Here is a 24,943-nt window from a genome sequence, read left to right on the forward strand (position 1 = left end):
CTCTCGTCATGAAAAAAAGGCATCCGCCCTTCTGCACCAAAAGCGCCGCTCGTTTTTATATGAGGCCCTGACGTGGCATTCGTTGCATCGTGCTGTTTTATGACGGCCTTGCAGGCTTACTCGGAAACCGCGACTTGATTACGCCCGCGCGCCTTGGCTCGATACAGCGCCTTGTCCGCGTTGTTCATCAAACTGTGCAGATCGTTATCCTCGGCATTCATCGACGCGACACCGCAGCTGGCCGAGATACGATAGACCGGCCCGGTCATCAGCCCGGCGATCGACTGGATGAGTTCCTCGGCAATGTTCTGCGCGACCTCAATCGAGGTGTCCGGCAGCAGAACAGCAAACTCCTCCCCGCCCAACCGGCCGTAAACGTCGGTTTCGCGAAACGAATTGCCGATGACCGTTCCCATTTGCCGCAGCACCTGATCCCCGACCTGATGCCCGTAGGTGTCATTGATGTGCTTGAAATGATCCATGTCCAGCATCACGGCGCACAGTGGCAAGTGGTTGTTCTTGCAATGGCCATACAGTTGCTGGGCGTGCTCGAAAAAAGCCCGGCGGTTGTTCAGGCCCGTGAGCTCATCCGTCTGGGCGGCACGGGTTGAAACACTGTGCGCCTGCTCCATTTCACGGGTTAGACGAAAGGCGGTTTCCAGTGCGTCGGACAGGTTGCGCGTCGCGCTGAATACAAATGAAGCGAACACCAGAACCGCCACCCCCATACCAACCTGCAGGGATGTGGATTGAAACAACAGCCAGATCGTACAAGGCAACAACACCAGGGAAATGGACACGACCGTCATGTAGCGATAGGCCGAGTAACAGGACACCGCACTGACAGACATTCCGACGCAAAAAAGCATGACCAGGGCCTGGGCCAACAGGTCATCGGCCGGCATGACCGCCAGCGCGCCGCCGCCCCAGATACCGGCGGACAACACGAGCGTGCCCCAATACGTGCGCTCCCAGCGCTGAGGGGGGCGCTCGTTGGCGGGACTGCGGAAATAGGCGATGAACATCGAAATCCGCAACAACGACGACGCCGCCTGCAACGCTATCCACCACGCAATGACTGTGTGATCAAAACGGTCCCAGCACAGCCAGCACACCATCAGCACCGCGAGAAAGCTGCCGAATACCGCTGAAACCGACTGGCGGAACAGCTGGTGCAATCGGTCTGTGTGCACCTGCCTTACGATCAACTCTTCCGTTTCGTACCGCAATCCAACGCCATCCATTTCATCTGCCTGATCATCATGCTGCGACGATGGCGATTGTGGCACATTGCTTATGGCCATTCGCACATTCATCCTCGCAGAAACAGATCAGTGCCTGGATGCCGGAGGAGTGGCGAGGCCTACCGTCAGTGGACGAAATACCCACCTTTATACTTATGATCGACTTAGACCCGGAAGCGATTAACCAGCAGAGTAATCTCTCTGGATAGCTGATCCAGGTCGACACACATTTCGTTGTTGCGGGTGGTGATGGCTTGGGTCTCGCTGATATGACGGCTTATCTTTGACAGGCTCTGGTTCACCTCGGCACCGATGCTGGACTGCTCTTCAGCTGCGGTAGCGATCTGGTTGTTCATCCCGTTGATCTCCGACACAGCATTGCTGACCTCGACAAGGATCTGACCGGTGCTATTAATTTTGTTAACCGCACGCTCGCTACCACTAAGACTGTCCTGCATGGTGCTCACTGCGGCACGCGCACCTTGTTGCAGTTGGCTGATCTTGTCCTGTATTTCAGCGGTACTTTTCTGAGTTCGCTGCGCTAGCGACCGTACTTCATCAGCCACCACGGCGAACCCGCGTCCCTGCTCGCCAGCACGTGCAGCTTCTATAGCGGCGTTGAGGGCCAGTAGATTGGTTTGGTCGGCAATGCCCCGGATCACATCGAGAATCGAACCTATGGACTCAACATCTCGGCCCAATATCTGGATATCCTGCGCGGCCTTGCCGATGTCGTGTGCCAGGCCACCGATTGCACTCATTGTGTCGTCCACATTGTTGTGCATGGCTTGAGCCTGGTTGTCTGTATCGCGTGTTACCTGAGCTGCGCTTTGTGCCGACTGCGCCACGTTTTCCGTAGCCAGGGCCATCTGTTCCATGGCATGAGCGACCTGATCTGCATCCTGGGTCTGCTGGTCAAGGGCGTCAGCGGCGTGCTGGGCACTTTGCTTGAGCTGTTCATTGCGTTCCTGCAGCAATTGAGCGCAGCGTCCAAGGTCGAGCACCATGTCACGGATATTGCTGACAAATCGATTAAAGGCTATGGCTAGTTGCGCAGTTTCCTCGTTTCCGTCCACTGGTAGCTGGATAGTCAGGTCGCCCTCTCCGGAGGCCAAGGCCTTCAAGTTACCCGTCAGAAGGTTCAGAGGTCTGACTATGCTACGCGTTACATAGGCGACGATGAGACTTAGCAGCAACAACAAAGCAACCATAATTCCCCACTGCTTCCAGCGCAGTGCGTCCATAGTTTGCTGCTGACTGCGGGTTTGCTCGGTAATAAGTGCATCGAGACCATCAACATAAAAACCGGTGCCGATAGTCCAGTGCCACTTATCCAGGTAGCGATTGTATGAAAGCTTCGGGTAAGGCTTGGTGTCTGCGCCCGGCTTGGGAAAGTAGTACGTCACAAAATCACCGCCACGCCTGGCGGCGGCGGTCAGCTCACGAACGAGGTAAGTACCGTTGCTGTCTTTGAGGTCCCAGAAGTTTTTCCCTTCGTCCTTACCAGCAAGGAATATCCGGTCGCCGCTGTCACTGTAGCCAAAGAAGTAACCGTCTTGTCCATAACGCAAATTGCGAAGCCTGCGCCTGGCTTCCTCCTGTGTTGCCGGGCTCATCGCGTCAGAGCCTTCGTACAACGGCTGGATGGTGCTATAGGCAATATCAAGGTAGTGCAGCAGTTCGTCCTTACGGGTCTTGATCAAAGCCTGTCGGGTTTCTTCCAGGCTTCTTTCTCCAAGGGACTGCTGTTCAGAGAAGGCTAGCAACTGAATGATCAATGCGAGAACAAGCGCCGGAGCAACCGACAACATTAGAACCTTATTGCGTATCTTCCATTTCATAAAAATCTCTGATCAAGAACTGCACGTATATTCGCTTCCATTTATCGGCGCTGTAAGACGAATGTTTAGTCGTTCTTTGAGGCTATTCGCCAAGGAAACCGCCGCTGCGTAACGAGGCATTGCGACCCAATGCTGGACCTACGCCGACGACACATTCACGGTCATCAGGAAGAGGACCTGGCCAAGGGCTTGTTGAAGGGCGACGCGATGAAGTTCTATCCGCAAACGGCGCTGGAACAGGCGGGCGGTGACTATCGCAGCAACACTTCGCCGTGGAGCGCCAACGTCATCATCGACCGCGAACTGGTGACCAGACAAAACTCAGGCTCAGCGCTGGACGTGGTGGGCAAGGCGATCGTCGAGCGCCTCAAATCCCGGAGCTAGAGACTGAGTGGACTCGGGATGGTAAAACTCATCGCGAAGTTTTCTGTTTGAAACACCTCGAAAAAGGATCCCATCGGTGAAGTCACCCGCCACACCAGATTCAAGTGTCACAACCGGGGTGGAACTCAGCCTGCAAACCCGGCTGATCGCGCTGTTTACCCCGCAAACGCCATTTGCCTTGATTGTCGCCGTGCTTTTTGTGGGACTTTCGAATTGCCCTTGTCGGGGAGGCCGTGTTGGGGCTGTTGGCGCTGGTTGATTTGATCAGGTTACCCAAGGATGCGGGGGAAAGTGTGTTGAAACGGACTTGATGGAGTCGTTACTTCCTACGCTTTGCGCCTGCGATACCGGATTCCCCGCCCCCATCCCTACAGACCGCTCTTACAACCAGGCGTCTTGTGACGAAGGCAGTCTGCACCTGACCGCAGATTACGACTTAACGGACCCGTCCTATGCCAAATATCGAATCGCCTGACATCAACCAATCGGTAGATCCACGCAAAGTCCCGAGTCTTGAAATAGACACAAGGACATGTGGATGTTCAGCACTTGCACGCCAGTCGCTTCGGCGGGTCGCCCATGACCCATCCTGCCATCCTCGCCGCAGCGGCTGCCTCGAAAACCGCCATCGGCTCTCCCGGTGCCTGCCCTCTACGCAACACCCATGTGCAGCTATTGCCCTTGCGCTATGGGCTGGTGGAAAAGCCACTCGACCCGAGTGCCAAACTGAAGCTGCCCTACGCCCTCACCACTCGACCGTTGGGTGTCCGTTTACTGCGCGATGGCTGGTTGTACGTCATCGACAGCGTTACCGGCCATCTCCACGAATATCAGCTACTCGACGGACTGGTCAGCGCCCTGCTGCACAAGGGCGCCAAGGTCGATGACGACCGGCGCACGCCCATTGAAGAGCGTCCGGCGCTGGTGTTTTCAAGGCGCAGCACGCTGTACGTGAACTTTGCGGAAGTGCAATGGACGGCGGCGAAATGCGCCCAGGTGCTCGACAGTCGTGAGGAACGCGAGCACTTCATGCAGGTTGTCGATCTCGGCCCGGTGGATTGCGAAACCGGTGGCGCGCATTTGCTGACGGTTGCACAAGGCAAAGAGTGGCTGGCGGAGATTGCGACCGTTCCGGCCGGACAGGCGCAAGCCGCACACGACCGCGAAGAGCTGGAAGCCACGTCGCCGCCGGACGCCGTTCTGTTGCCAACGGTGCAGGTCAGCGATGCCCCCGAGCACGAACGTGAACCCTATTTGTGGGAGCAGCCTCGGCGCTTTCGCGAGGCGCACATCGGCGAGTTGCTCGGCCGGGTACGCGGGCCTTATCAGGACGACACGCTGTTTCTGGTGGTGCAGGATGAGCTCGGCGTGTTGCGCGATTTGGCCGAGTATCAAGACGTCGTGGTCGGCTGGGTCGATGAGTGGAGCAACGCCGACAATAACGAGCGTGATTACTTGCTGGCCTGTTACATCGAATCCCTGAGCCGGCTCAGTGCCGAGGATATCGGCGAACTGGCCAAGGCGGATGACAACCCGACCGTGCAGGCGTTGTTTGCCGATCTGGAACAGTTGCCCGAGCCGGATCGGGAACACACCCGCCAAGCCTTGCTGGATTATCTGAACAAGGGCGGCAAGGTCGAGCCTTCGGGTGTGCCGGCGCCCCCGGAACTGGAGCAACTGCGCAAAGAAGCCCATGCCGAAGCGTTCAAATTCGCCAAGTACCAAGGCGCGACACCCGACTTCACCGCCCACAGCCGCGCCAGTGACCAGGCCGACCGCCGTTACTACACGCGCCAACATTTCGAGGGTACGCCCGACGATTTCGTCGAGCGTCATCTCGATACCCTGATCAAACTCGCCCAAGAGCAAAACAAACGCATCATCGACGTGCTCGAAGGTTCCCGTTTCAGTGGCAAACGCGGGGTCAATGATTTCATCGACCGCCCGGCCATGGACGCGGCGCTGTCTCAGCATCGCGATGACCTTGGCCGCTGGAACCGGATGCTCGATCGCATCACCGCCGACCGCACGATGCTGGTGGGTGGCGGTCGCTTCCACCGTTCGGCCTGGTACTACGACGCGCAGGATCAACAGCAACTTCACCAAGCCTTCACCGCGGAATACGCCTGCCTCAAAGACATCTGCCGCAGCGACCACGCCAGCGAAACCCTGCTCGGTTATCTGGAGGAACACCCGGAACTGACCCGGCCGCTGTTCTACACCTTGCCCCTGCGCCTTCAGCCTGAGAACGCCGCGCAATACACCACGTTGTTCAACGCCGGCATGGGTGTGTTCAACAACCTGCCGCACTGGTTGGCCGAGTTGAAGAAAATCGAACAACCACACCTGCCAGCGCTCGACGATTTACCCGACCCCACCCGCGCCGTCGCCGACGCCGCCCAGCACAGCCTCAGCCCCGCGCTGAATCTGGGCCTGAGCCGGGCGCTGGCAGGGTTCGACCTGGCGGGCGAGAAAATCCCCGACCTCGACGAACTGTTCCGGCAACTGCCCAAGGCTTTATCGGCACGGATCCTCGACGCCGCAAAAACCACCGGCGTGACCTTCACCGTCGCCAGCCCGGCGGAACACGCGGCGCTGCAAACCCACCTCAAGGACATGCTCAGCGAGCGCGACTACCTGAAAACCCTGACCCGCGAACGCAACCAGCTCACCCACAACAAAAACCGCCAGGGCCACAAGACGCCGCGGGCGCTGGAGTTGCAGGGCGAGATCGTGCGGGTGCGCGGGCAGTTGACGCAGCTTGAAGGGCAATTGGCCGGGGCGTTGAGCCCGATTGCGGAGCTGCCGGATCAGTCGGTGCGGCTGTACGGCGCGACGCAGGCTCGGGCGGGAGTGACGGCGGTGTTTCCGCCGGCGCAGCAGTTGGAGGTAAGGAGTTTGTTGAAGGATATTCGGATTGGGGTGAGCTCGGTGCCGAATGGGAAGTTGATTAGAAGTGAGGGGATGGGGTTGTTGGTGTTTTTGGTGCAGGGGGTGAATTTGGTTTCGGTCGTAAGGGAGCTGACCAACCAATCCAGGAACAAGCGAGTATGGATGCCCTTGGCCAATGCGCTGGCGGCTACTGGTGCTGCGGGATTCACTGCGGCGCAAAGTCTGGCGGATACCGCTCTGAAGGCGCGTAGCGCAGAACTCGTTGCCGGACTTCAACACCATGCTTTGCAAAATGTGCATGTGCGGATGGGGAAGATGCATGTTGGATTGGGTTTCTTTACGTATGTTTTAGGTTTCACAGCTTCGTTGTCCAGCCTCAATTCGCAACAGGAGAAATGGCAAGAGGCGACGCGCAGTGGGAATCACTCGGCACAGAGCAGCGCAGCGCTCGCCACATTGGGTGCGGGTGGTATGGCGGCCGCTAACGCCTATGGCCTGAATCATACCGTCCGCGCTACTTTCAAAGTACTGACGGCACGGGGTGCCGCAGCCCGAACGGCTGCCTGGGCCGCGGCGGGCACAAGGCTGTCCACGGTGTTTTTCCGCTTCAATCTGGCCGGTGCGTTGTTCACCGTTCTAGAACTGGGCGGCACCTGGCTGTACAACCGCTACAACATCAGCGCCCATGACAAATGGCTGAGAACCACGCCATGGAGCCTGGATGCCGATAAGCGTGGCGACCATACCCTGGATGAATATCAGCGTTATCTGGACTATTTGCTCAACGCCCCGTATGCACAACTGGGTCCGAACGAACACGACTCGTGGCTGAAAAACTTGCTGCTGAAAGCCAAACCCAGCGACATTCATCTGGTCCTGCCGAGGTTCAATCTCAGTAACTTTCAGCCACCGTTGAATGGAAAACCAATACACCGTTTGGGGATCGGTGCCCGGCGCCTTGCCGTACCCCTCCACAGCCGAGGTGTGCCACAAGAACGCAAGGACGTCATCAGCGATGAGGTGGCGGCCAGCCTGCGCCTCGTGCAAGCAGAATCTGATCGGCTGGTGCTGTGCCTGCGATACCCAGTGAATCCTGACACCGAGTTTACCCCGGCGTCTGAAACGCTGGAGCTGACGGTCTGTGTCGAGACCCTGAGCGCCAACGGGCTCTGGGAGCCACGGATCCAAATCATTCGAATCAACCCGCGCAGTACAGGGCGTTTCCCGGTACTGCCGCTTCAATCCCTCAGCGAACATCCACCGTTGTTGCTGGTTGAAACTCATCTGCTGGAGTTGGCCGACCATGCCCACCAAGAGTAATGTCCCAATGCCCACCCCGCTCCCCGAGCAGCCTCGCAACGCCGGTGATGTCGAGCCGTTTCCCAGCGGCAGGATCACCTATCTCGCACCGTTGCCCTTGCCGACAGCAATGCCGCCGTATGGACCTCATATCGGGGAACTCAATGATGTGTTCATGGACTTCGGATTGGGATCGCCAGAGGTGTTTTCATGGCAGGTCATATTAGGTGGGCCATTGAGCGGCACTTTTATGATTGCATTCTTGTTTCCACTAATCGGCGGCTTCATGTTTTTTTTATTCGGGATGGGGTGGGACGACATTACTCACGCAATAGAAGGAGTTTTTCTGGCGTCATATGGAAATGCAGCAGTAACCGGTGTTTGCTCCCTACTTATTGGCCTCGGCGTCTGGCACCACAACCACAAAAAGCGCCTCAACATCATCCCCACCCGCTTCAACCGCCAACGCCGCGAAGTGTGCTTCATGCCCGAAGACGCCACCGATCCCCTCTTCGTCCCCTGGGAATCCCTCTCGGCCTGGATCATCGAAGCCCAAGGCGCCACCCAATACGGCATCCACCGCCAATACGGCATGGGCATCGGTTTCCAGCACGGCGAAACCCTGACCAGCGTCGAATTCCCCTGCTTCGGCCTCTCCATCGCCATCAGCCACTGGGAAGCGATCCGTGGCTACATGGAGTACGAAATCCACGACCTCAAATCCATCCAGGACCTGCAAGACTTGCAAGGCCCCAACGACCCGCCTCACGAAGGCCTGCACACCTTCCACAACGCCCGCGCGCGCCTGCACCAGCAAATCCGCAACGGCCAGCGCAACCGGATCTCGGGATTTTTCTGGTACCTGTACCACGTCATGACGTTGTGGACGATTCCCAACCACCTGGTCGAATGGGAAGTCCGCCGCCTTCAGAAAATGGGCCCGCAGGCCATGCCCGACTTAATGCGCGAATGGTCCGAGCCGCTGCCGAAAGAACAATGGGCCAAGCCGAGTGAAGAACTGCTGCGCCAGAGCGAGCAGGTTCGCGCCTTGCACAAACGCCAGCCGCGACGGCCGATCACCGAAATCTTTGCCGAGGTGCAGCGCTTGAATGCCACGGATAAGCGTCGCGCATGAGTCGCTTTTCCAGCGCCCGTACCGTCACAACTTGGGGCTGCGGCGAATCAATTAGCTCTCAAGAACGGACACTATTGATTTGTAATCCCGACGACAGTGCCTTATCCCTTTAACAAGCTATCCGCGATTGTCCCCGAAAAAATTGCCGCCACCGGCCCAGTAAGAAACACCGGCCCCACGCCATCCCATTGGACCGTCACAACTCCGCCATCACATTCAACCTCAACAGTATCGTCCAACAAACCACGACGAATTCCGTTAACAGCCGCGCCACAACAGCACGAACCTGAACCAAGCGGAATACCGCCCCCGCGCTCCCAAATGCGCAACCGAATATGCTTGCGGTCAATGATCTGGACGAAATGGACGTTCGTTTTGAGGGGAAACAAGGGGTTGGTTTCAATGGTTGGCCCGATTGTCGCGATATCAATCGCCGTCAGGTCATCCACAAAATAGGTGCAGTGCGGATTGCCCATGCTGCACGCTGTTGGCCCACCGTCCAGGGGCAGGACAGCCGAATCCAGTTCCTGTGCCAGAGGAATATCCGACCAGCCGTAAAGCGGCGCTCCCATGCTGACCGAGATGGCACCGGTGGAAGTTCGTTCGCACGTCAGCAGACCGCGGTTGGTCCGCAGTGCGACAGAAGTCGTGTTTGATTCGCGCATCAGCCTGTCCGCCGAACCGCGCGTTGCGCTGCCACAAGCGTCCAGCGGGGAGCCATCAGCGTTCCAGAACACCAAGCGCGCTGCTGCGTCATCGCAATCGAGCAGCACCGCGAGTTGATTGAATCCGACGCCTCGGTTGCGATCACCCATTCGCCGAGCGATGGCACTGGTCACTGGATTGACGGTGTTTCTTGCGTCCACGATCACGAAGTCATCGCCATTGGCGTGCATCTTGTGAAAACTCAGCGGCATGAACAGATCCTGGCGACGGGACATATGGGGAATTGACGTTTGAAGGCAATACAGCCCCATTCGCAGCACTTTTTCAAGCGGTGTTAAGTTCGCTGGCCGCTGATATCAAACCTGTTTCAGACTTTTCCCAAGCCGCCATCACGACGGAAACAGATCCAGTGTGCGCTCCACCTCTTCAATATCGATTTTGAAGCCATCGCCCTCAGGTGTTCCGACCACAAAGCCAAAATTCTGCTGGTCGCGATCCGTCAGGTACTTGAAATAGCTGACGAAACGGTTCGGTGGCTGAAGGACCAGCAACGAACCGCCCTGGCGCAGTACATTGACACCATGTACAAGCTGACTGCCTTCGACCCCGATCACGGTCTGCGCTCCGGCACAGGCGGCCACGATGGTCGGGACGTCGGTTTTCAGAGGATCGAGTACGCGAAACCCCCGAGTCTTGCGCAGATGTTCGGCGATCTCGAGTTCGTTGCGCAAAAGGCGCAAGTCACCGGCGCTACCGCGAAGAATGAACACGCCAGGGTGTTCCTCATGACTCACGTGCGACAGCAGCTTTTCACCCATGGCACGGTAACGCAGGTGCCTGCTTTGGTTGTTGCTGAAATCGTCGAATAGCACGAGCTCATGAAAAAACGCGCCGTTCAAACGGACCGGCTTCATACCAAGCCAGTCTTCGTACGCGAGGGTCTGGGCAGATAGGGGAAATCTGGCGGAGGGCGCGGTGGTCACCGGGACGCCTTCGTCGCATGCCAATGAATAGGTCGGGAAGTCTTCCATCAACCGCGTACCAAACCAGGTATTTCCATTTTGCGTGCAAAAGATGGCCGCGCGGTCGATCTCGTTTTCCACGACAATGCGCGGAAACCTGCCAGGCTTGAGAGACAACCAGAAACTTGCATTGTCCTTGTAGAGCGCCCCATCGATCAGCCAGACGTCTTCGAGCAAGTATCCCCGTGTCGGGCCTTGTACCACGTCACCCAGCCCTTCCATTGTGCGCGCGGGATGCTCGAACGGATAAAAGCGCTTCGCCTCCCATCCCGTCACGCGTTCCATTTGACCGGACAGGAAGAAAGCCGGAGGAGAATGCGATACCCCACCCGGCGCAACGTCCCAGCGTTTCACCGCCAGGCTTTTCAAGTTGATCTCTGCCTCGCGTGCGAGTCTTTTTCTTGCCATGTACCGGTAGGCGGCAAGCGTCCATTTCCTTCGACTGCCAGCGGTCGAAGTGATGATTTGCGAGACATCGCTTTCCATGAAAAGGTCCTCCATTCAGGGCAGAGCGTCCTGAAATACTCAGCTGGATGGAATCCTTTCCATAACGGGTGGGGTCTGTAAGTTAGCGTAGCGACTGCGCAAGGTTTCGAGAAACTGTTCGCCCGAATTCTTGGCGCAATAGAGATAAATCTTGTGCAGCCCGCCAAATACCATTTCATGATAGCGGCTGGCGGCCTCCTCATCGCTTGGCCCTTCCGGCAAGCCAAGGTGAAGGGTCAGTTCCTTTCCTTCGGCAGCGAATAGCGGCGTTTCCCAAAGGAATCTGGCTACACCTGTCTTGGGTAGCCGCAGAAACATATAAGCGTGGTTTCCCAGGGAATCAACGTCACCGCCGCGCCTTCTTTTCCATTTCAGCAGTCCGTCATCCGGCCGTCCCAGGCAATGCCCGATATCGTAATAATCGAAGCCATTTTCGATTGCCCATTCAAGCGCCATGAAGGTGGTAATCGCGTTGACCTCGCCCAGTCGCTTGGCATCTGAAAAAACCGCCTCGGTGTATCCGAAACGCAGCGTGCTCCAGTAACGCTTTCCGCCACGCGTTATAACGCAGCCAAGGTGACAGCCAATCACCTCGTCATCCCGCATGATCAGGTCCAGCCGCCCGACTGTCCTGGCTATCCTGAACACTTCCTCGGTGGGAAATTGCGCAACATGGATGCCTTGCCTTGCTTGGGCGTAAGGCCGAAGCATTTCCCTGTCGGCCTTGGCGATTTCCTCATCCAGCAGCGCCTGTCTCATGTGATAGAGCGGTCGGTTCTTGCGGATGTTTCGACGCAATTCACCATCGTATTTTGCGGTGATGTCCTCGATGGATCGCCCCAGCGGAACAACAGCACTCAGATACAAAGGGACAGACAAAGCCCCCGGGGTCCGCACCTCACTGACCACTACCACATGATTCGACGCGGCAGGTTCCGGCTCGCCCTCGGTCGTAGGGGCATTGCCCTGGGCCTTCCCGCCGATGAGCAGTTTGGCCATCTCCCGCTGCTGTTTCCTGCCGATATAGAGGATCTCGTAAGGACTGTCCTTCTGAAGCCTGAACCTGGCAATTTCCCAACGCCAGACACACGCACGCCCAAGGATGTCTCGCAGCCAGTTTGAAGCGTGTCTCATCTCATACCGCATTGAAGGGGAAATGAGTTTTCGGATAACTGCCGCCAAGTTATCTTTCATTTTTCGTCATCCTTTGAGCTTTATCTTAGGTAGAACAGATACAAAGATCCGGGCGGAACTTCAATAAATGCGCTTAAACCTTGAAATAGAAGACATATTTAATGAGACAACTCGCTGGATATCGAGTAACAGTAAAGATAGAAGGCCGTGACTTTGCAAGGCGGCATACCGGTCTTTCCGATTGAAACCCCGTCCACAAAAAAGCCCACTGACCGTTACCGGTTCAGTGGGCTTTTCGAGTACACCCTGATTACAGAGCCATATCACTCGCAGCTTTAGCCTTCGGCGCCTGAGGCGCTTCAGCCGGGGCAGCAGCCGGAGCCGCTACCTGACCGATTGCCGGTGGCGGCGTCAGTTGCAGCACCTTGGCGGTGTAAGCCCACTCTTCAGCCACTTTTGCAGGGCTGCCGTTCAGTTGAGTGCCGTAGCTCGGCACGATCTGGTGCAGCTTTTCCTGCCAGGCAGGCGAAGCAACCTTGTCCTTGAACACCTTCTGCAGCACGGTCAGCATGATCGGCGCAGCGGTCGAGGCACCCGGCGAAGCACCCAGCAGACCGGCGATGGTGCCGTCAGCGGAAGCAACGATTTCGGTACCCAGTTTCAGCACGCCACCGGCCGCTTCGTCACGCTTGATAATTTGCACGCGCTGGCCGGCTTGCCACAGGCGCCAGTCTTCAGCCTTGGCGTTCGGGAAGTATTCTTTCAGAGCGTTGAGGCGGTCTTCGTCAGACAGCATCAGTTGGCCTGCAAGGTACTCGACCAGCGGGTATTCCTTGATGCCGACCTTGGTCATTGGCCACACGTTGTGCGTGGTGGTGGTGGTCAGCAAGTCCAGGTACGAGCCTTCCTTGAGGAACTTGGTGCTGAAGGTCGCGAATGGGCCAAACAGGATGACGCGCTTGCCGTCCAGGACACGGGTGTCCAGGTGCGGAACCGACATCGGCGGTGCGCCAACGGAGGCTTTGCCGTAGGCCTTGGCCAGGTGTTGCTCGGCGATGGTCGGGTTCTCGGTCACGAGGAACGAGCCGCCTACCGGGAAGCCTGCGTATTCCTTGGCTTCAGGAATGCCGGACTTCTGCAGCAAGTGCAGTGCACCGCCGCCCGCGCCGATGAACACGAACTTGGCGTCGGTTTCGGTTTGGGTGCCGTCTTTCAGGTTTTTGTAGCTGACGCGCCAGGAGCCGTCTTCGTTCTTGGTGATGTCTTGCACTTCGCTAGACAGTTTCAAGTCGAATTTCGGGGTGGTTTGCAGGTGCGCAACGAACTGGCGGGTGATTTCGCCGAAGTTCACGTCGGTACCGATCGGGGACCAGGTGGCCGCGATTTTCTGATTGGGGTCACGCCCTTCCATCATCAGCGGAACCCACTTCTTGATCACAGCCGGGTCTTCGGAGTACTGCATGCCGGCGAACAGCGGGCTCGCCTGCAGGGCTTCGTAGCGTTTTTTCAGGAACTTGATGTTGTCGTCGCCCCACACAAAGCTCATGTGCGGCGTGGAGTTGATGAACGAACGCGGGTTTTTCAGCACGCCCTGCTGAACCTGCCAGGCCCAGAACTGACGGGAAATCTGGAATGCTTCGTTGATTTCAACCGCTTTCGGGATCTGAACGTTGCCCTTGTCGTCTTCCGGCGTGTAGTTCAACTCGGCCAGAGCGGAGTGACCAGTACCGGCGTTGTTCCAGCCGTTGGAGCTTTCTTGGGCGACGCCGTCGAGGCGCTCGACCATTTCCATCGACATGCCAGGTTCCAGCTCATTTAGCCAGACACCGAGGGTCGCGCTCATGATGCCGCCGCCGATGAGCAACACATCGACTTTCTTTGCCTCTTCCGCGTGAACGGACGTGATCCCCATCGACAAAGCCAGCCCCAGCAGGGCTGTGTTCATTTTCTTAAACATCTGTAGCACCTTTGATAAAACGCCATCCGCCCTTCCATCCTCACGACGAAACCCTTGTATCACACGGCATTCAGGCAAATGTCGTGGGGGCTCGCACATAAGAACCGGAGGGGTGGGCACACAAGGCCGACGTGTTCCATCGACCTCAGTTTATATGTCCCTACTGAACTGACTTTTTATCTTTATTGGCTTCAGCTACTTGAGCGACAGTGATTCTGCTGGCGCGTCTCGAGGACACGCAAACTGAATAGGTCAAACCAAGTTGGGGCGAAGAATATCACGACATCGCAAACCCGCGCGTCTGTTCCCGACCTGATAGTCCGAACACGCGCGCCGGGGCCACTATACTGATCCTGATTTTCTCGACGATCCGCTGAGGAGCAGTCATGAGCGACAAAAACGATCTGCGCAAATATTCCTCTCAAGTGGTCGACGGCGTGGAGCGCGCGCCCGGTCGCTCGATGCTGCGGGCCGTGGGTTTCACCGACGAGGACTTCAAGAAGCCGCAGATCGGCATCGCCTCGACCTGGGCGATGGTCACGCCGTGCAACATGCACATCGACAAGTTGGCAATCGAGGCCGAAAAAGGCGCGAATGCCGCCGGGGCCAAGGGCGTCATTTTCAACACCATCACCATTTCCGACGGCATCGCCAACGGCACTGAGGGCATGAAGTATTCATTGGTGTCGCGGGAGGTGATTGCCGATTCCATCGAAGTGGTGGCTGGTTGTGAAGGTTTTGACGGTCTGGTGACGGTGGGCGGCTGCGACAAGAACATGCCGGGCTGCCTGATCGGCATGGCGCGGCTGAACCGCCCTTCCATCTTCGTCTATGGCGGGACCATTCGGCCCGGCGCCGGCCACACCGACATCATTTCCGTGTTCGAAGCCGTGGGACAGAATGCGCGCGGTGACATCAGCGAAATCCAGGTCAAGCAGATCGAGGAAGTGGCCATTCCCGGCCCCGGTTCCTGCGGCGGGATGTACACCGCCAACACCATGGCCTCGGCCATTGAAGCGCTGGGCATGAGCCTGCCCGGTTCCAGCTCTCAGGACGCCGTCGGCAGCGACAAGGCCTCGGACAGTTTCCGTGCCGGCCAGCAGGTCATGGAGTTGCTGAAACTGGACCTCAAACCGCGGGACATCATGACCCGCAAAGCCTTCGAAAATGCGATTCGCGTGGTGATCGCCCTCGCCGGCTCGACCAATGCGGTGCTGCATCTGTTGGCGATGGCGCATGCGGTGGATGTCGAGCTGACGCTGGATGATTTTGTCGAACTGGGCAAGGTGTCGCCGGTGGTGGCCGACCTGCGCCCCAGCGGCCAATACATGATGAGCGAACTGGTCGCCATCGGCGGCATTCAACCACTGATGAAGCGCATGCTCGCGGCCGGCATGCTGCATGGCGATGCAATGACGGTGACCGGCAAGACCCTCGCGGAAAACCTCGAAAACGTGGCGGATTACCCCGAAGGCCAGGACGTGATCCTGCCCTTCGACCGGCCGATCAAAAAGGATTCACACCTGGTGGTGCTGCGCGGCAACCTCTCGCCCACCGGCGCGGTGGCCAAGATCACGGGCAAGGAAGGCCTGCGCTTCGAAGGCACAGCACGGGTTTATCACGGTGAAGAAGGTGCGCTGGCCGGCATTCTCAACGGTGAAGTGAAAGCGGGTGACGTGATCGTGATCCGCTACGAAGGCCCCAAGGGCGGCCCCGGCATGCGCGAAATGCTCTCGCCGACGTCGGCGGTCATGGGTAAAGGCTTGGGCAAGGACGTTGCGCTGATCACCGACGGCCGCTTTTCCGGTGGCTCCCATGGATTCGTGGTGGGCCATATTACGCCGGAAGCCTTTGATGGCGGGCCGATTGCGTTGATCGAAGACGGTGACAAAATCACCATTGATGCCGAAACCCGGCAGATCACTGTGGACGTTTCAGATGCTTTATTGGCCGAGCGCAAGACTCGCTGGGTTCGGCCTGAATCCAGGTACAAACGCGGGGTGTTGGCCAAGTACGCGAAGACTGTGTCCAGCGCTTCGGAGGGGGCTGTTACGGATAAATATCTTTAACCTTCTGTGGTGTTTGATCTATCGCCTTCGCGAGCAAGCCCGCTCCCACATTAGATCGCGTTTCGTCTGGAAGAACTCGGTCGAATGTGGGAGCGGGCTTGCTCGCGAAGAGGCCTTCACAGCCACCAAAAAATCAATTGACTCTACGCCTACCTCAAAGGCGAAACCGATACAGGATATCAACGGCAGCAACGGGTAATTGAAGGCTATTTCGATAGGTTCGTGCTTTTACGACATGCGTTCATTGCGGCCCGGCAATGCTCGCAGAGTCAGCGCATTACCCACCGCAAAACCACTGGCGGTGATTTCAAAGATGCACCAGCTGACCGCGCCCGCCTGCTCCGCGTTTCGCACCTGCTGCGTCAGCGCTTCCAGTCGGCTTTGCTCGTAATCACTGTGATAGATGCGCGGAGAACCGTGCCAGCGCCAGTAACGAATCCCCGGCCAACCACCCGGCCTGTCGCCACCGGTAATGGGCGATGGATCGGCAGCGACCCGGCCGATTTTCTGCTCGATCATCAAAGCGTTGGCGTCCAGCCAGCTTTCATGCCGGGGTTCAAGCACCACCGGCCCGGCATAACGTTGGCGCAACGACCGTTCACAGCCCTGCAAGCGCTGAACATGGGTGACGAGCTTGGGCATCTTTACCGAAAAACGAAAGGCAGCCGGCACCGACTGCGCCCAGCGTAAATAGGTTTGTGGCCGATGCGGGCGATAAAACGAGCTGTTGATTTCAACGGCCGTCAGTTGCGACGCATACCGCTGCAAGTGTGTGCCGTCGGCAGCAATCAACGGCCAGTGGTCACGAGGCAGGTTCCAACCGGCGCAGCCGACGTGGATCTGATTCACCTCGTTCAACAGAGCACCCCCGGCGGCATCGCGCATGAATATCTCGACCGTCTTGGGCCCTACGCCGTCGAACTCGCGCAAGCGCTGTTCAAACGCCTGGCGATCCTCGCTGGCCTCGCGGATACGGCCAATCTTGGCGGCCCCGTGGTCCGGTTCCTTAACTTCGAGAAAACTCTGCCCCGCAAGTTCGTTTTTTCCTCAGCGCACGCTAGGTTGTACGACGACTGATGAATTAAGTTTTATTTCCATCACTCGATCACCCACAACAACAACAACAACAACAACAACAACAACAACAAGGAAACACCCATGAAAAAAGTGAAAGTGCTGATTGGTTTTCTGTGCCTGTTCAGCGGCTACGTCGCGGCCACCCCGTCCTCCGCTGAAAAAGATGTGGCTCAGGCCGTCGACCACCTGACCCAAGCCATGCTGAAAAAGAACATTCCCGAACTGACCGCACTGACCGCACTGACCGCCGAGAACCTGACCTACGGGCATTCCAGCGGGAAAATCCAGAACAAGCAGGAATACATCGCCGACATCGAAACCGGCCGCAGCGCCCTCAAAACCCTCGAGATGCAAAACCAGACCATCACCCTGTCCGGTGACGTCGCCCTGGTTCGCAACCATTTCTCGGCACAGGCGCTGAAAGGCACTGAAGTGATTCCAACCGAAATCGAGAACTTGCAGATCTGGCAAAAACAGAAAGGCAAATGGCTGCTGGTTGGGCGTCAGGCGTTCAAGTTCTGATTTCCATTTAAAGGTTGTAGGGGCGAGCTTGCTCGCGAGGATTTGTAAGCGCCGCGTTTGTTCAGAAAACACGCGTGATCGTTGACGTCCATCGCGAGCAAGCTAGCGCCTACAGGGTTCCAGAAACGACCGTTGATCAGCGACTTTGCCCGCCGCCTAATAAAAGCATATTTATATGCTTAAATTGATATTGTCGAATATCCCACTCTCAGAGGGTGCCGTGATGAATATCAAGATCCTGGCTTTAATGCTTTTGGCGTTTTGTGCTCAACCCGTCTGGAGTCAAACGCCCTCCGCCTCCGCTACCCCTGTTGACAGCGCTGCGCTCAGTACACGCCTGGCCTTGCGCGACCTGTGGGTCGAACATGTTTTCTGGATCAGAAATTACGCGATCGCCAACCAGGCTGCGGACAAACAGCAAGCCAAAGTCGCCGCAGATCAGGTGGTCGACAACGCGACCAAAATCGCCAACAGCATCGCCCCGCTTTACGGTCAACCCGCAGCCGATCAGCTACTCAAGTTACTGGCCGGTCACTGGGGTGCGGTGAAACACTACAGCGACGCCACGGTCGCCAAAGATGCAAAAGGCAAGCACGCCGCCGTCACAGATCTGACCAGCAATGCCAAGGCGATTGCCGCTTTCCTGGCCAAAGCCAACCCCAACTTGCCTGAAGACACGTTGGTTGCCATGCTCGCCGCTCACGGGGGCCATCATGTCGCCCAGATCGATGAACTCGCCGCACACGATTACGCGGGCGAAGCGCGCACCTGGCAAACGATGCTCAGCCATATCCTGGCACTGGCCGACGCGCTGACGGCGGCACTGGTCAAGCAGTTTCCAGACAAGTTCTGACATCGGGCGAGGACACACCATGCTGGAAGGACTGGGTCGAACACAGCAAGACCTGCTCAATGCACTGTTGCACCACGCGAGCGGCATGAGCATTGACGAGTTGGCTGAACAACTGGCCGTCACGCGCACCGCGATTCGCCAACATCTGGCGGCGCTTGAGCGTGACGGCCTGGTGTTGCGGGGCGAAACCCGGCCGACGGGTCGGCGTCCAGAGCAACTGTTCCGGCTCACCGACCATGCCAAGGAGCAGTTTCCTCGCCAGTACCAGATGCTGGCCAGTGTGCTGATCGATGAAGTGGCCGATATCATCGGTGCCGAAGCGCTGGCGATGCTGATGCGCAGCATGGGCCGAAAACTGGCGCTGGATCGTGAATCGCAGGTGGTCGACGAAGCCAGGATCGTGCAGCACATGAATCAGGCGGGATACCAGGCAGAGGTGTTCTTCCGCTCCAGCGGCGACCAGGAAATCGTCGCGCACAATTGCGTTTTTCACCGACTGGCGGCGGCTCATCCGGTGGTCTGTGAACTGGACCTGGCCTTGATTGGCGCGCTGGGCGGCGCTGAAGTCGACCACACGGAATGCATGGTGCGCGGCGGTGACGTCTGCCGATTCAAACTTCGACCAACCGTAAAAACGGCCACCGAGCCCGATAACTTTCGGCCTTCTGAACAAATAAATCGGGCTGATGATTGAGCGGATTGATCCGTAACAGCCCTTCCTCGACATCGCTCAAACCGTAAGGCGCATACACCTCGCCGGTTGCCACCTCCAGACCGATGCAGGTTCCCGCAATCAGGTACCGGTCGATGCCGTCCTTTGCCGACGTCAGCTTCGGATACTCCTTGCCGAATCGCTGCTTGTACCAACGGTGAACCCGTGCCTGGTTCTTGATTTCGATGCTCACGTCCAGGTCGTGAAAGAGCGAACGCGCCGCCAGGATGACGGCGTTTTCGGCGTCCCACGATTCGTCTTCGTCAAAGTAGAAAACGTCGTAATCCTTGATGCCCCACGCGGCAGACCGGCCGGACTGATGATTCCAGACCGCCTGAAACAGGCAGCCCGCTGTCAGCATGCACTGGTTCAGCCCAAGTGCAGGCAAGCGCCGGGCAATCTCGACGTTGGCCGGGTTGGTCATCGCGATTTCGATCAGTGTTTCGGCGGTCAATGTCATGTGGGCTCCGTGCGCGGTCTCCAGTCACTGGGGGCAGACAATAACAAACGGCTGCACTCGAAACTGGGGTATCAGCCACCGAACGCTTCTTGCGTCCGGTGGCTTATCAGTGCTTTCCGGATGCGTTGTTGCCTGAAGCATTGCGTGAGACCAATCCGTTAAAGCTGCCTCGACGTGTGGACGGGCAATAAACCGTCTTCACGGATCGACTTGGGCCATCAGCTCGGCGACCGTTTCCGGGCGATTGGCATAGCGCTGCGCCAGCACCGCACAGACCATCAGTTGAATCTGGTGGAACAGCATCAACGGCAGGATCAGCACGCCAATGGTGCTGCCGGCGAACAACACCTGGGCCATCGGCACGCCGGTGGCCAGGCTTTTCTTCGAACCACAGAACAGGATGGTGATGCGGTCTTCCTGATTGAAGCCGAAGGCCTTGCCCAGCACGGTGGACGCGAACAAGACCAACCCCAGCACGATGCAGCAAACCACCACCAACCCGGCCAGCTCCCAAAGCGGAATCTGGTGCCAGATGCCGTCGATCACCGCCTCGCTGAACGCACCGTACACCACCAATAGAATCGAGCCCTGGTCGACGAATTTCAGCCAGCTCTTGTTGCGCGCCAACCAGGCGCCGATCCAGCGCCGGGCGATCTGGCCGGCAATGAACGGCAGCAACAGTTGCACGCTGATCTTCAGAATCGCATCGAGTGTCGAACCGCCCTCGCCGTGCACATTCAGCAGCAACGTCACCAGCAACGGCGTGAGGAAAATCCCGAACAGGCTGGAGGCTGCCGCGCTGCAAATCGCCGCCGGAATATTCCCGCGAGCCAAAGACGTGAAAGCAATCGCCGACTGCACCGTTGCAGGCAGTGCGCAGAGGTAGAGCATGCCCATGTACAGATCGTCGCCAATCAGCGGCGAGAGCAAGGGTTTGAGCGCCAGGCCGATCAGCGGAAACAGGATGAAAGTCAGGCTGAACACCAGCAAATGCAGGCGCCAGTGGCCGGCACCGGCGATGATCGATTCACGGGACAGTTTGGCGCCATGCAGGAAAAAAAGCAGGGCAATGGCGATGTTGGTCAGCCAGCCAAAACCGACTGCGACCTGGCCGCTGACGGGCAGCAGGCTGGCGAGCACGACCACGCCGATCAGGGTCAGAGTGAAGTTGTCGGGCAAGAAACGGGGGCGGGTCATCGGTGTCATCCGGTGGTGGCGAGGGGCGTGGGTCGACTCTATCGTGCCTGTCGATTGCCGACTAACGCTAATAAGCCAGTAGATGTCGGCTAAAGGACATAACACTGACGCGAACGCATCCATTTGATGGCGTACTGCGTTGCGTTCGGTGCATCAAGAACAAGAACGAGGTTGTCTTTGGTTATTGATGATCTCAAGCGCACGCATTCCCCTGTGGGAGCGAGCCTGCTCGCGATGGACGAAACGCGTGCTGTCTGGAGGAACGCGTTCTCAGAACATTTTTCGCGAGCAGGCTCGCTCCCACAATGGTCTGCGAACATCCGCAAGACCAGGTCTCGATCTATCCTCTAAAGTGGACTGGCCCCCCCCCAACAGCTCAAGTTTCGCCGACGGCGGACGACTTGATCCTTACACCCCACAGGAGCGCAAGCATGAAGATTATGCATCTGTCAGCCGCCATGAGCCTTTGCTTCACGTTGAACAGTGCCTGCCATGCGGCGCCACCAATGGCACAAGGCACGATTCGGTTTCAGGGCGCAATTGTCGAACGCGGCTGCAGCGCTGCAATGGGAAAACCGTCCACATTAATGTTGAATGCCTGCCCCACGCCAGCCGGCACACCGACGGTAAATGTGCATGGCATCGACCCGATCAGCGCCAGGGCCAATCTCAAACTGGTCTCTGACAGCGGGCGGGAGGCTCGCTATTACGACCAACAATTCGAAATAGTGGACAGCTCTGGTGCACCCGTGCGATCGGGGAACTACCTGATTACGATGACCCTGCCCTGACGATCCCTCTCTTATTCGTCATTTATCCGCAGTGGTGCAGACGCCCAGCGCACCCCGCTCAATCATCCTCATGCAGCTTGATGCCCCTGGCGTGCAGCAGATGCGGCACCATCAGCACCAGCAGCGTCAATGCGAGAACCGCAGCGGAAATCGGTTGCGTGATAAACACCGTCCAGTCGCCCTGGCTGATCGAGAGCGCGTTGCGCAGTTGTTTTTCCGCCATCGGCCCCAGCAGCATGCCCACGATCACCGGGGCGACGGGGAAGTCGAACCGGCGCATCAACACCCCGCCCCACCCGATCGCCAGCATCAGCAACAGGTCGAAGGAAGAGTGGCGCATGCCGTACACGCCGATGGTGGCGAACACCAGGATCCCGGCGTTCAAGTACGGCCGCGGGATTTGCAACAACTTCACCCAGAGGCCCACCAGCGGAAGGTTCAACACCAGCAGGATGACGTTGCCGATGTACAGCGACGCCACCAGGGTCCAGACCAGTTCCCCCGAGGTTTCAAACAGCAGTGGTCCCGGTTGCAGGTTGTAATTCTGGAACGCGGCCAACAGGATGGCTGCCGTGGCCGACGTCGGGATACCGAGGGTCAGCAACGGCACCAGGGAACCGGTCGCACTCGCGTTGTTTGCCGCTTCAGGGCCGGCGACACCCTCGATGGCGCCTTCACCTTTGCTGGCGGCGAATTCTTTCGGGTATTTGCTGAGTTTCCGCTCGGTCGAATAAGACAGAAACGTCGGAATTTCCGCGCCACCGGCCGGAATCGACCCGAAGGGAAATCCGATCAGCGTTCCTCGGAGCCACGCCGGAACCGAGCGTTTCCAGTCGGCGCGCGTCATCCACAAGGAGGTCAGGCGATGCCGGCCCGTCGTCTCTTCTTTCTGATACAGCAGGCTGTACAACGCCTCACCCACCGCAAATAACCCGACCGCCACGAGCACGACTTCGATGCCATCGACCAGTTCCGGGACGCCCAAGGTGTAGCGAGCAATACCCGAGGTCGAGTCCAGGCCAATCAAACCGATGGTCAGGCCAATACCCAGCGATGCAAAGCCGCGCAACATCGACGCACCGAGCACCGCAGACACTGTTGTGAAGGACAGCACCAGAATCGCGAAATACTCCGCAGGACCAAAATTGAGCGCCAGTTTGGCCACGATGGGCGCAAACAAGGTCAGCATAATCGTGGCAATGGTGCCGGCCACAAAAGATCCGATGGCCGCCGTGGCCAACGCCGGTCCCGCTCGGCCATTGCGCGCCATGAGGTTGCCTTCCAGGGCCGTCACCATGGAGGAAGATTCCCCTGGGGTATTGAGCAGAATGGAAGTGGTCGAGCCGCCAAACTGAGCGCCGTAATAGATACCGGCGAACATGATCAGCGCGCCGGTAGGGTCGACCTTCGCGGTGACCGGCAACAGCAGCGCCACCGTCAACGCCGGCCCGATGCCCGGCAAGACACCGATGGCGGTGCCGAGCAGGCAGCCAATGAACCCCCACATCAGATTGATCGGCGTCAGGGCCGAGGAAAAACCCATTGCCAGGCTTGCGAGAATGTCCACCCTGTTGATCTCCTTCGGCCCGAATCAGATCCAGGCGTTGACAAGCGGCGGAAGGGAAACCCCCAGCCCGGCATTGAACAGCCAGTAAATCGGTAGCGTCAGGGCAATGCCGATGGCGAGATCGCGCAGTGGATGGCGACTGCCAAAGCCCCGCGCCGAACAGGCGAACAACAGCGCGGCCGCCAGGACGAACCCGATGAGATTGATGAGCGCGGCTACGCCTATCAACCCCGCCGTCACCCAGGCCACACCAGCCTTGCCGCCGGGCAATGCTTTGGCGGACTCGTCGTCGTGGTCGGCCAGCTCACGAAAGCCGCCGGTGACGGCTTGATAGCTCAGCACTACGCCCACGCCCCCCAGGAATACCGCTACCGCATAGGGATAAACATACGCGCCGAGGATGACGAACCCCATCTCGGGAGGAAACAGAAAGGCGCCGTACGCCAGCACGGCGCTGATGGCCAGCACACCGGCGCCAATCGCCAGTTGCACCGGTACGATTTTGCGAGTCTGAGTCATTTCGCAACCAGCCCGACCTCGACCAGCATCGCACGCAGCCGCACGTGCTCCTCGTCGACGAATTTGCCGAACTCGTCACCGGTCAGAATGTTGGGTGCCCATTTGTTGGTGGAGACGTTGTCCTTCCAGACCTTGCTATCGGCGGCGGCCAGCACGGCGTCGGTCACCTCTTTGCGCTGCTCGGGTGTGAGGCCGGCGGCGCCATAAACACCGCGCCAGTTGCCGATGATCACGTCGTACCCGCTTTCTTTAAGGGTCGGGGCATCGATGCCTTCAACGCGCTCCGGTGCGCCGATGGCGAGCACGCGGAACTGACCGTTTCTGATGTAGGAGCCAAGCTCGGCATACCCACCGGTGATCACCTTGATCTGCCCGCCCAGAGTCGCTGCGACGACTTCACCGCCGCCGGCATAAGCAACGTAATTCACCTTGTTGACCGGAACCTGCATCTTGCTCGCCAGTTCGGCGATGCCAATGTGATCGATCGAACCCTTGGAGCCACCGCCGAAGGGGATACTCGACGGGTTGGCCTTGAACTCTTTCACCAGGTCATCCAGCGTTTTGTAAGGAGACTCCTTGCGCACGGCAATCACGTTGTACTCGGTAAACAGCCGGGCAATCGGCGTCACATCTTTCAAGGTAATCTGCGGTTTGTTCTGCTCAATGCCCGCGACCATGATCGCGCCCATCACGAGCAGCGCATCCGGATCGCCCTTGGTGCTGTTGGCAAACTGCGCCAGCCCCAGCGTGCCCCCCGCTCCCCCCTTGTTTTCGAACGTGGCGGATTTGGCTGCCTTCGCTTCAATCAAGGCTTTGCCCAGGACACGTGCGGTCTGGTCATAACCGCCGCCCACCGAACCCGGGGCCATGAATTTGACGGTATCCAGCGCAAAGGCAGGCGTTGTGAGCACAGCGGTAGTGACGACAACCGCGAGGCAACGGGTGGATCGACGTAACAATGCAAACATGCGTTTTCTCCCAAGACTTTTGTTTTTATGGGGCGTCGGTTGAACGTCGATCAGGGCGCATACCCCGATCAATGAACATCCATCTCGGGATAAGCGTAGGCCATGGTTAGAATGGCGGCATATAACAGTGAATCACTTCATTTCAGGA

General features: G+C 58.1%; 20 protein-coding genes and 2 pseudogenes. 10 read left to right on the plus strand and 12 right to left on the minus strand.

What is annotated here, in order from left to right; genetic code table 11:
• Positions 1-116 precede the first annotated feature (116 nt).
• Positions 117-1,244: a GGDEF domain-containing protein gene (locus tag ACYZTL_RS04785; protein WP_461954259.1), complete on the minus strand. Its 1,128-nt coding sequence runs from the start codon at positions 1,242-1,244 to the stop codon at positions 117-119.
• Positions 1,245-1,408: 164 nt separating this feature from the next.
• Positions 1,409-3,085, minus strand: a complete 1,677-nt coding sequence (locus ACYZTL_RS04790; RefSeq protein WP_461950812.1) for a methyl-accepting chemotaxis protein — start codon at positions 3,083-3,085, stop codon at positions 1,409-1,411.
• A gap of 162 nt (positions 3,086-3,247) precedes the next feature.
• On the opposite strand from ACYZTL_RS04790, the pseudogene ACYZTL_RS04795 reads away from it, so the two are divergent.
• From ACYZTL_RS04795 to ACYZTL_RS04805, 3 genes and pseudogenes are all read left to right on the plus strand, one after another.
• Positions 3,248-3,469 (plus strand): annotated as a pseudogene (locus tag ACYZTL_RS04795) (type 1 glutamine amidotransferase domain-containing protein); the annotation flags it as partial.
• Positions 3,470-4,048: 579 nt separating this feature from the next.
• The gene (locus tag ACYZTL_RS04800; RefSeq protein WP_461950813.1) at positions 4,049-7,681 is read left to right on the plus strand and encodes a toxin VasX; all 3,633 of its coding nucleotides are present in this window, start codon (positions 4,049-4,051) and stop codon (positions 7,679-7,681) included.
• Between the two features lie 463 nt (positions 7,682-8,144).
• On the plus strand, positions 8,145-8,795 hold the full coding sequence (locus tag ACYZTL_RS04805; RefSeq protein WP_461950814.1) for a hypothetical protein: 651 nt from the start codon (positions 8,145-8,147) through the stop codon (positions 8,793-8,795).
• Between the two features lie 101 nt (positions 8,796-8,896).
• On the opposite strand, the gene dapF is transcribed toward ACYZTL_RS04805, so the two are convergent.
• From dapF to mqo, 4 genes are all read right to left on the minus strand, one after another.
• Positions 8,897-9,712 carry a diaminopimelate epimerase gene (gene dapF, locus ACYZTL_RS04810; protein ID WP_461950815.1) on the minus strand — a complete coding sequence of 272 codons (816 nt, stop codon included), beginning with the start codon at positions 9,710-9,712 and terminating at the stop codon, positions 8,897-8,899.
• A gap of 138 nt (positions 9,713-9,850) precedes the next feature.
• On the minus strand, positions 9,851-10,969 hold the full coding sequence (locus tag ACYZTL_RS04815) for a glycosyltransferase 61 family protein (RefSeq protein ID WP_461950816.1): 1,119 nt from the start codon (positions 10,967-10,969) through the stop codon (positions 9,851-9,853).
• Between the two features lie 39 nt (positions 10,970-11,008).
• Positions 11,009-12,163, minus strand: a complete 1,155-nt coding sequence (locus ACYZTL_RS04820) for a hypothetical protein (RefSeq protein ID WP_461950817.1) — start codon at positions 12,161-12,163, stop codon at positions 11,009-11,011.
• Positions 12,164-12,413: 250 nt separating this feature from the next.
• The gene (gene mqo, locus ACYZTL_RS04825) at positions 12,414-14,060 is read right to left on the minus strand and encodes a malate dehydrogenase (quinone) (RefSeq protein WP_461950818.1); all 1,647 of its coding nucleotides are present in this window, start codon (positions 14,058-14,060) and stop codon (positions 12,414-12,416) included.
• 386 nt (positions 14,061-14,446) lie between these two features.
• Here mqo and ilvD point away from each other — a divergent pair, with 386 nt between their 5' ends.
• Positions 14,447-16,129, plus strand: coding sequence for a dihydroxy-acid dehydratase (gene ilvD / locus ACYZTL_RS04830; RefSeq protein ID WP_461950819.1), 1,683 nt, complete (start codon positions 14,447-14,449; stop codon positions 16,127-16,129).
• A 228-nt stretch (positions 16,130-16,357) separates the two neighbouring features.
• Here ilvD and ACYZTL_RS04835 read toward each other — a convergent pair whose 3' ends face one another.
• Positions 16,358-16,987, minus strand: coding sequence for a DUF72 domain-containing protein (locus ACYZTL_RS04835; protein WP_461950820.1), 630 nt, complete (start codon positions 16,985-16,987; stop codon positions 16,358-16,360).
• Between ACYZTL_RS04835 and ACYZTL_RS04840 the strand changes: the two genes are divergently transcribed.
• The 4 genes from ACYZTL_RS04840 to ACYZTL_RS04855 all read left to right on the plus strand — a co-directional run bounded on the left by ACYZTL_RS04840 (position 16,964) and on the right by ACYZTL_RS04855 (position 19,275).
• Complete coding sequence (locus tag ACYZTL_RS04840; protein WP_461950821.1) at positions 16,964-17,206, plus strand: hypothetical protein; 243 nt, start codon at positions 16,964-16,966, stop codon at positions 17,204-17,206. The two genes, ACYZTL_RS04835 and ACYZTL_RS04840, sit on opposite strands and share 24 nt — an antisense overlap.
• A gap of 81 nt (positions 17,207-17,287) precedes the next feature.
• The gene (locus tag ACYZTL_RS04845; RefSeq protein WP_461950822.1) at positions 17,288-17,728 is read left to right on the plus strand and encodes a nuclear transport factor 2 family protein; all 441 of its coding nucleotides are present in this window, start codon (positions 17,288-17,290) and stop codon (positions 17,726-17,728) included.
• Positions 17,729-17,951: 223 nt separating this feature from the next.
• Positions 17,952-18,581: a hypothetical protein gene (locus ACYZTL_RS04850; protein WP_461950823.1), complete on the plus strand. Its 630-nt coding sequence runs from the start codon at positions 17,952-17,954 to the stop codon at positions 18,579-18,581.
• Between the two features lie 19 nt (positions 18,582-18,600).
• Positions 18,601-19,275, plus strand: a complete 675-nt coding sequence (locus ACYZTL_RS04855; RefSeq protein ID WP_461950824.1) for a helix-turn-helix transcriptional regulator — start codon at positions 18,601-18,603, stop codon at positions 19,273-19,275.
• Here ACYZTL_RS04855 and ACYZTL_RS04860 read toward each other — a convergent pair.
• On the minus strand, positions 19,193-19,753 hold the full coding sequence (locus ACYZTL_RS04860) for a nucleotidyltransferase family protein (RefSeq protein ID WP_461950825.1): 561 nt from the start codon (positions 19,751-19,753) through the stop codon (positions 19,193-19,195). The genes ACYZTL_RS04855 and ACYZTL_RS04860 overlap by 83 nt on opposite strands.
• 65 nt (positions 19,754-19,818) lie before the next feature.
• Here ACYZTL_RS04860 and ACYZTL_RS04865 point away from each other — a divergent pair.
• Positions 19,819-19,944 (plus strand): annotated as a pseudogene (locus ACYZTL_RS04865) (hypothetical protein); the annotation flags it as partial.
• Between the two features lie 7 nt (positions 19,945-19,951).
• Here the strand turns inward: ACYZTL_RS04865 and ACYZTL_RS04870 are convergent.
• The gene (locus tag ACYZTL_RS04870) at positions 19,952-20,950 is read right to left on the minus strand and encodes a bile acid:sodium symporter family protein (protein ID WP_461950826.1); all 999 of its coding nucleotides are present in this window, start codon (positions 20,948-20,950) and stop codon (positions 19,952-19,954) included.
• A gap of 431 nt (positions 20,951-21,381) precedes the next feature.
• On the opposite strand from ACYZTL_RS04870, the gene ACYZTL_RS04875 reads away from it, so the two are divergent.
• Positions 21,382-21,741 carry a type 1 fimbrial protein gene (locus ACYZTL_RS04875; RefSeq protein WP_461950827.1) on the plus strand — a complete coding sequence of 120 codons (360 nt, stop codon included), beginning with the start codon at positions 21,382-21,384 and terminating at the stop codon, positions 21,739-21,741.
• A gap of 58 nt (positions 21,742-21,799) precedes the next feature.
• On the opposite strand, the gene ACYZTL_RS04880 is transcribed toward ACYZTL_RS04875, so the two are convergent.
• The 3 genes from ACYZTL_RS04880 to ACYZTL_RS04890 are packed head-to-tail and all read right to left on the minus strand — an operon-like array spanning position 21,800 to position 24,795.
• Positions 21,800-23,308: a tripartite tricarboxylate transporter permease gene (locus ACYZTL_RS04880; protein ID WP_461950828.1), complete on the minus strand. Its 1,509-nt coding sequence runs from the start codon at positions 23,306-23,308 to the stop codon at positions 21,800-21,802.
• A 24-nt stretch (positions 23,309-23,332) separates the two neighbouring features.
• Positions 23,333-23,827 carry a tripartite tricarboxylate transporter TctB family protein gene (locus ACYZTL_RS04885; RefSeq protein WP_461950829.1) on the minus strand — a complete coding sequence of 165 codons (495 nt, stop codon included), beginning with the start codon at positions 23,825-23,827 and terminating at the stop codon, positions 23,333-23,335.
• Positions 23,824-24,795, minus strand: coding sequence for a tripartite tricarboxylate transporter substrate binding protein (locus tag ACYZTL_RS04890; RefSeq protein WP_461950830.1), 972 nt, complete (start codon positions 24,793-24,795; stop codon positions 23,824-23,826). Before ACYZTL_RS04890 ends, ACYZTL_RS04885 begins: the two co-directional genes overlap by 4 nt.
• Positions 24,796-24,943: the final 148 nt, after the last annotated feature.

It is taken from the genome of Pseudomonas sp. LB3P81, from assembly GCF_054897965.1.

Excerpts from the sequence above, each read along its gene's own strand:
- ACYZTL_RS04785 (WP_461954259.1), bottom strand. The coding sequence starts at position 1,244 with ATGGATGGCGTTGGATTGCGGTACGAAACGGAAGAGTTGATCGTAAGG.
- ACYZTL_RS04790 (WP_461950812.1), bottom strand. The coding sequence starts at position 3,085 with ATGAAATGGAAGATACGCAATAAGGTTCTAATGTTGTCGGTTGCTCCG.
- ACYZTL_RS04800 (WP_461950813.1), top strand. The coding sequence starts at position 4,049 with ATGACCCATCCTGCCATCCTCGCCGCAGCGGCTGCCTCGAAAACCGCC.
- ACYZTL_RS04805 (WP_461950814.1), top strand. The coding sequence starts at position 8,145 with ATGCCCGAAGACGCCACCGATCCCCTCTTCGTCCCCTGGGAATCCCTC.
- dapF (WP_461950815.1), bottom strand. The coding sequence starts at position 9,712 with ATGCCGCTGAGTTTTCACAAGATGCACGCCAATGGCGATGACTTCGTG.
- ACYZTL_RS04815 (WP_461950816.1), bottom strand. The coding sequence starts at position 10,969 with ATGGAAAGCGATGTCTCGCAAATCATCACTTCGACCGCTGGCAGTCGA.
- ACYZTL_RS04820 (WP_461950817.1), bottom strand. The coding sequence starts at position 12,163 with ATGAAAGATAACTTGGCGGCAGTTATCCGAAAACTCATTTCCCCTTCA.
- mqo (WP_461950818.1), bottom strand. The coding sequence starts at position 14,060 with ATGTTTAAGAAAATGAACACAGCCCTGCTGGGGCTGGCTTTGTCGATG.
- ilvD (WP_461950819.1), top strand. The coding sequence starts at position 14,447 with ATGAGCGACAAAAACGATCTGCGCAAATATTCCTCTCAAGTGGTCGAC.
- ACYZTL_RS04845 (WP_461950822.1), top strand. The coding sequence starts at position 17,288 with ATGAAAAAAGTGAAAGTGCTGATTGGTTTTCTGTGCCTGTTCAGCGGC.
- ACYZTL_RS04850 (WP_461950823.1), top strand. The coding sequence starts at position 17,952 with ATGAATATCAAGATCCTGGCTTTAATGCTTTTGGCGTTTTGTGCTCAA.
- ACYZTL_RS04855 (WP_461950824.1), top strand. The coding sequence starts at position 18,601 with ATGCTGGAAGGACTGGGTCGAACACAGCAAGACCTGCTCAATGCACTG.
- ACYZTL_RS04860 (WP_461950825.1), bottom strand. The coding sequence starts at position 19,753 with ATGACATTGACCGCCGAAACACTGATCGAAATCGCGATGACCAACCCG.
- ACYZTL_RS04870 (WP_461950826.1), bottom strand. The coding sequence starts at position 20,950 with ATGACCCGCCCCCGTTTCTTGCCCGACAACTTCACTCTGACCCTGATC.
- ACYZTL_RS04875 (WP_461950827.1), top strand. The coding sequence starts at position 21,382 with ATGAAGATTATGCATCTGTCAGCCGCCATGAGCCTTTGCTTCACGTTG.
- ACYZTL_RS04885 (WP_461950829.1), bottom strand. The coding sequence starts at position 23,827 with ATGACTCAGACTCGCAAAATCGTACCGGTGCAACTGGCGATTGGCGCC.
- ACYZTL_RS04890 (WP_461950830.1), bottom strand. The coding sequence starts at position 24,795 with ATGTTTGCATTGTTACGTCGATCCACCCGTTGCCTCGCGGTTGTCGTC.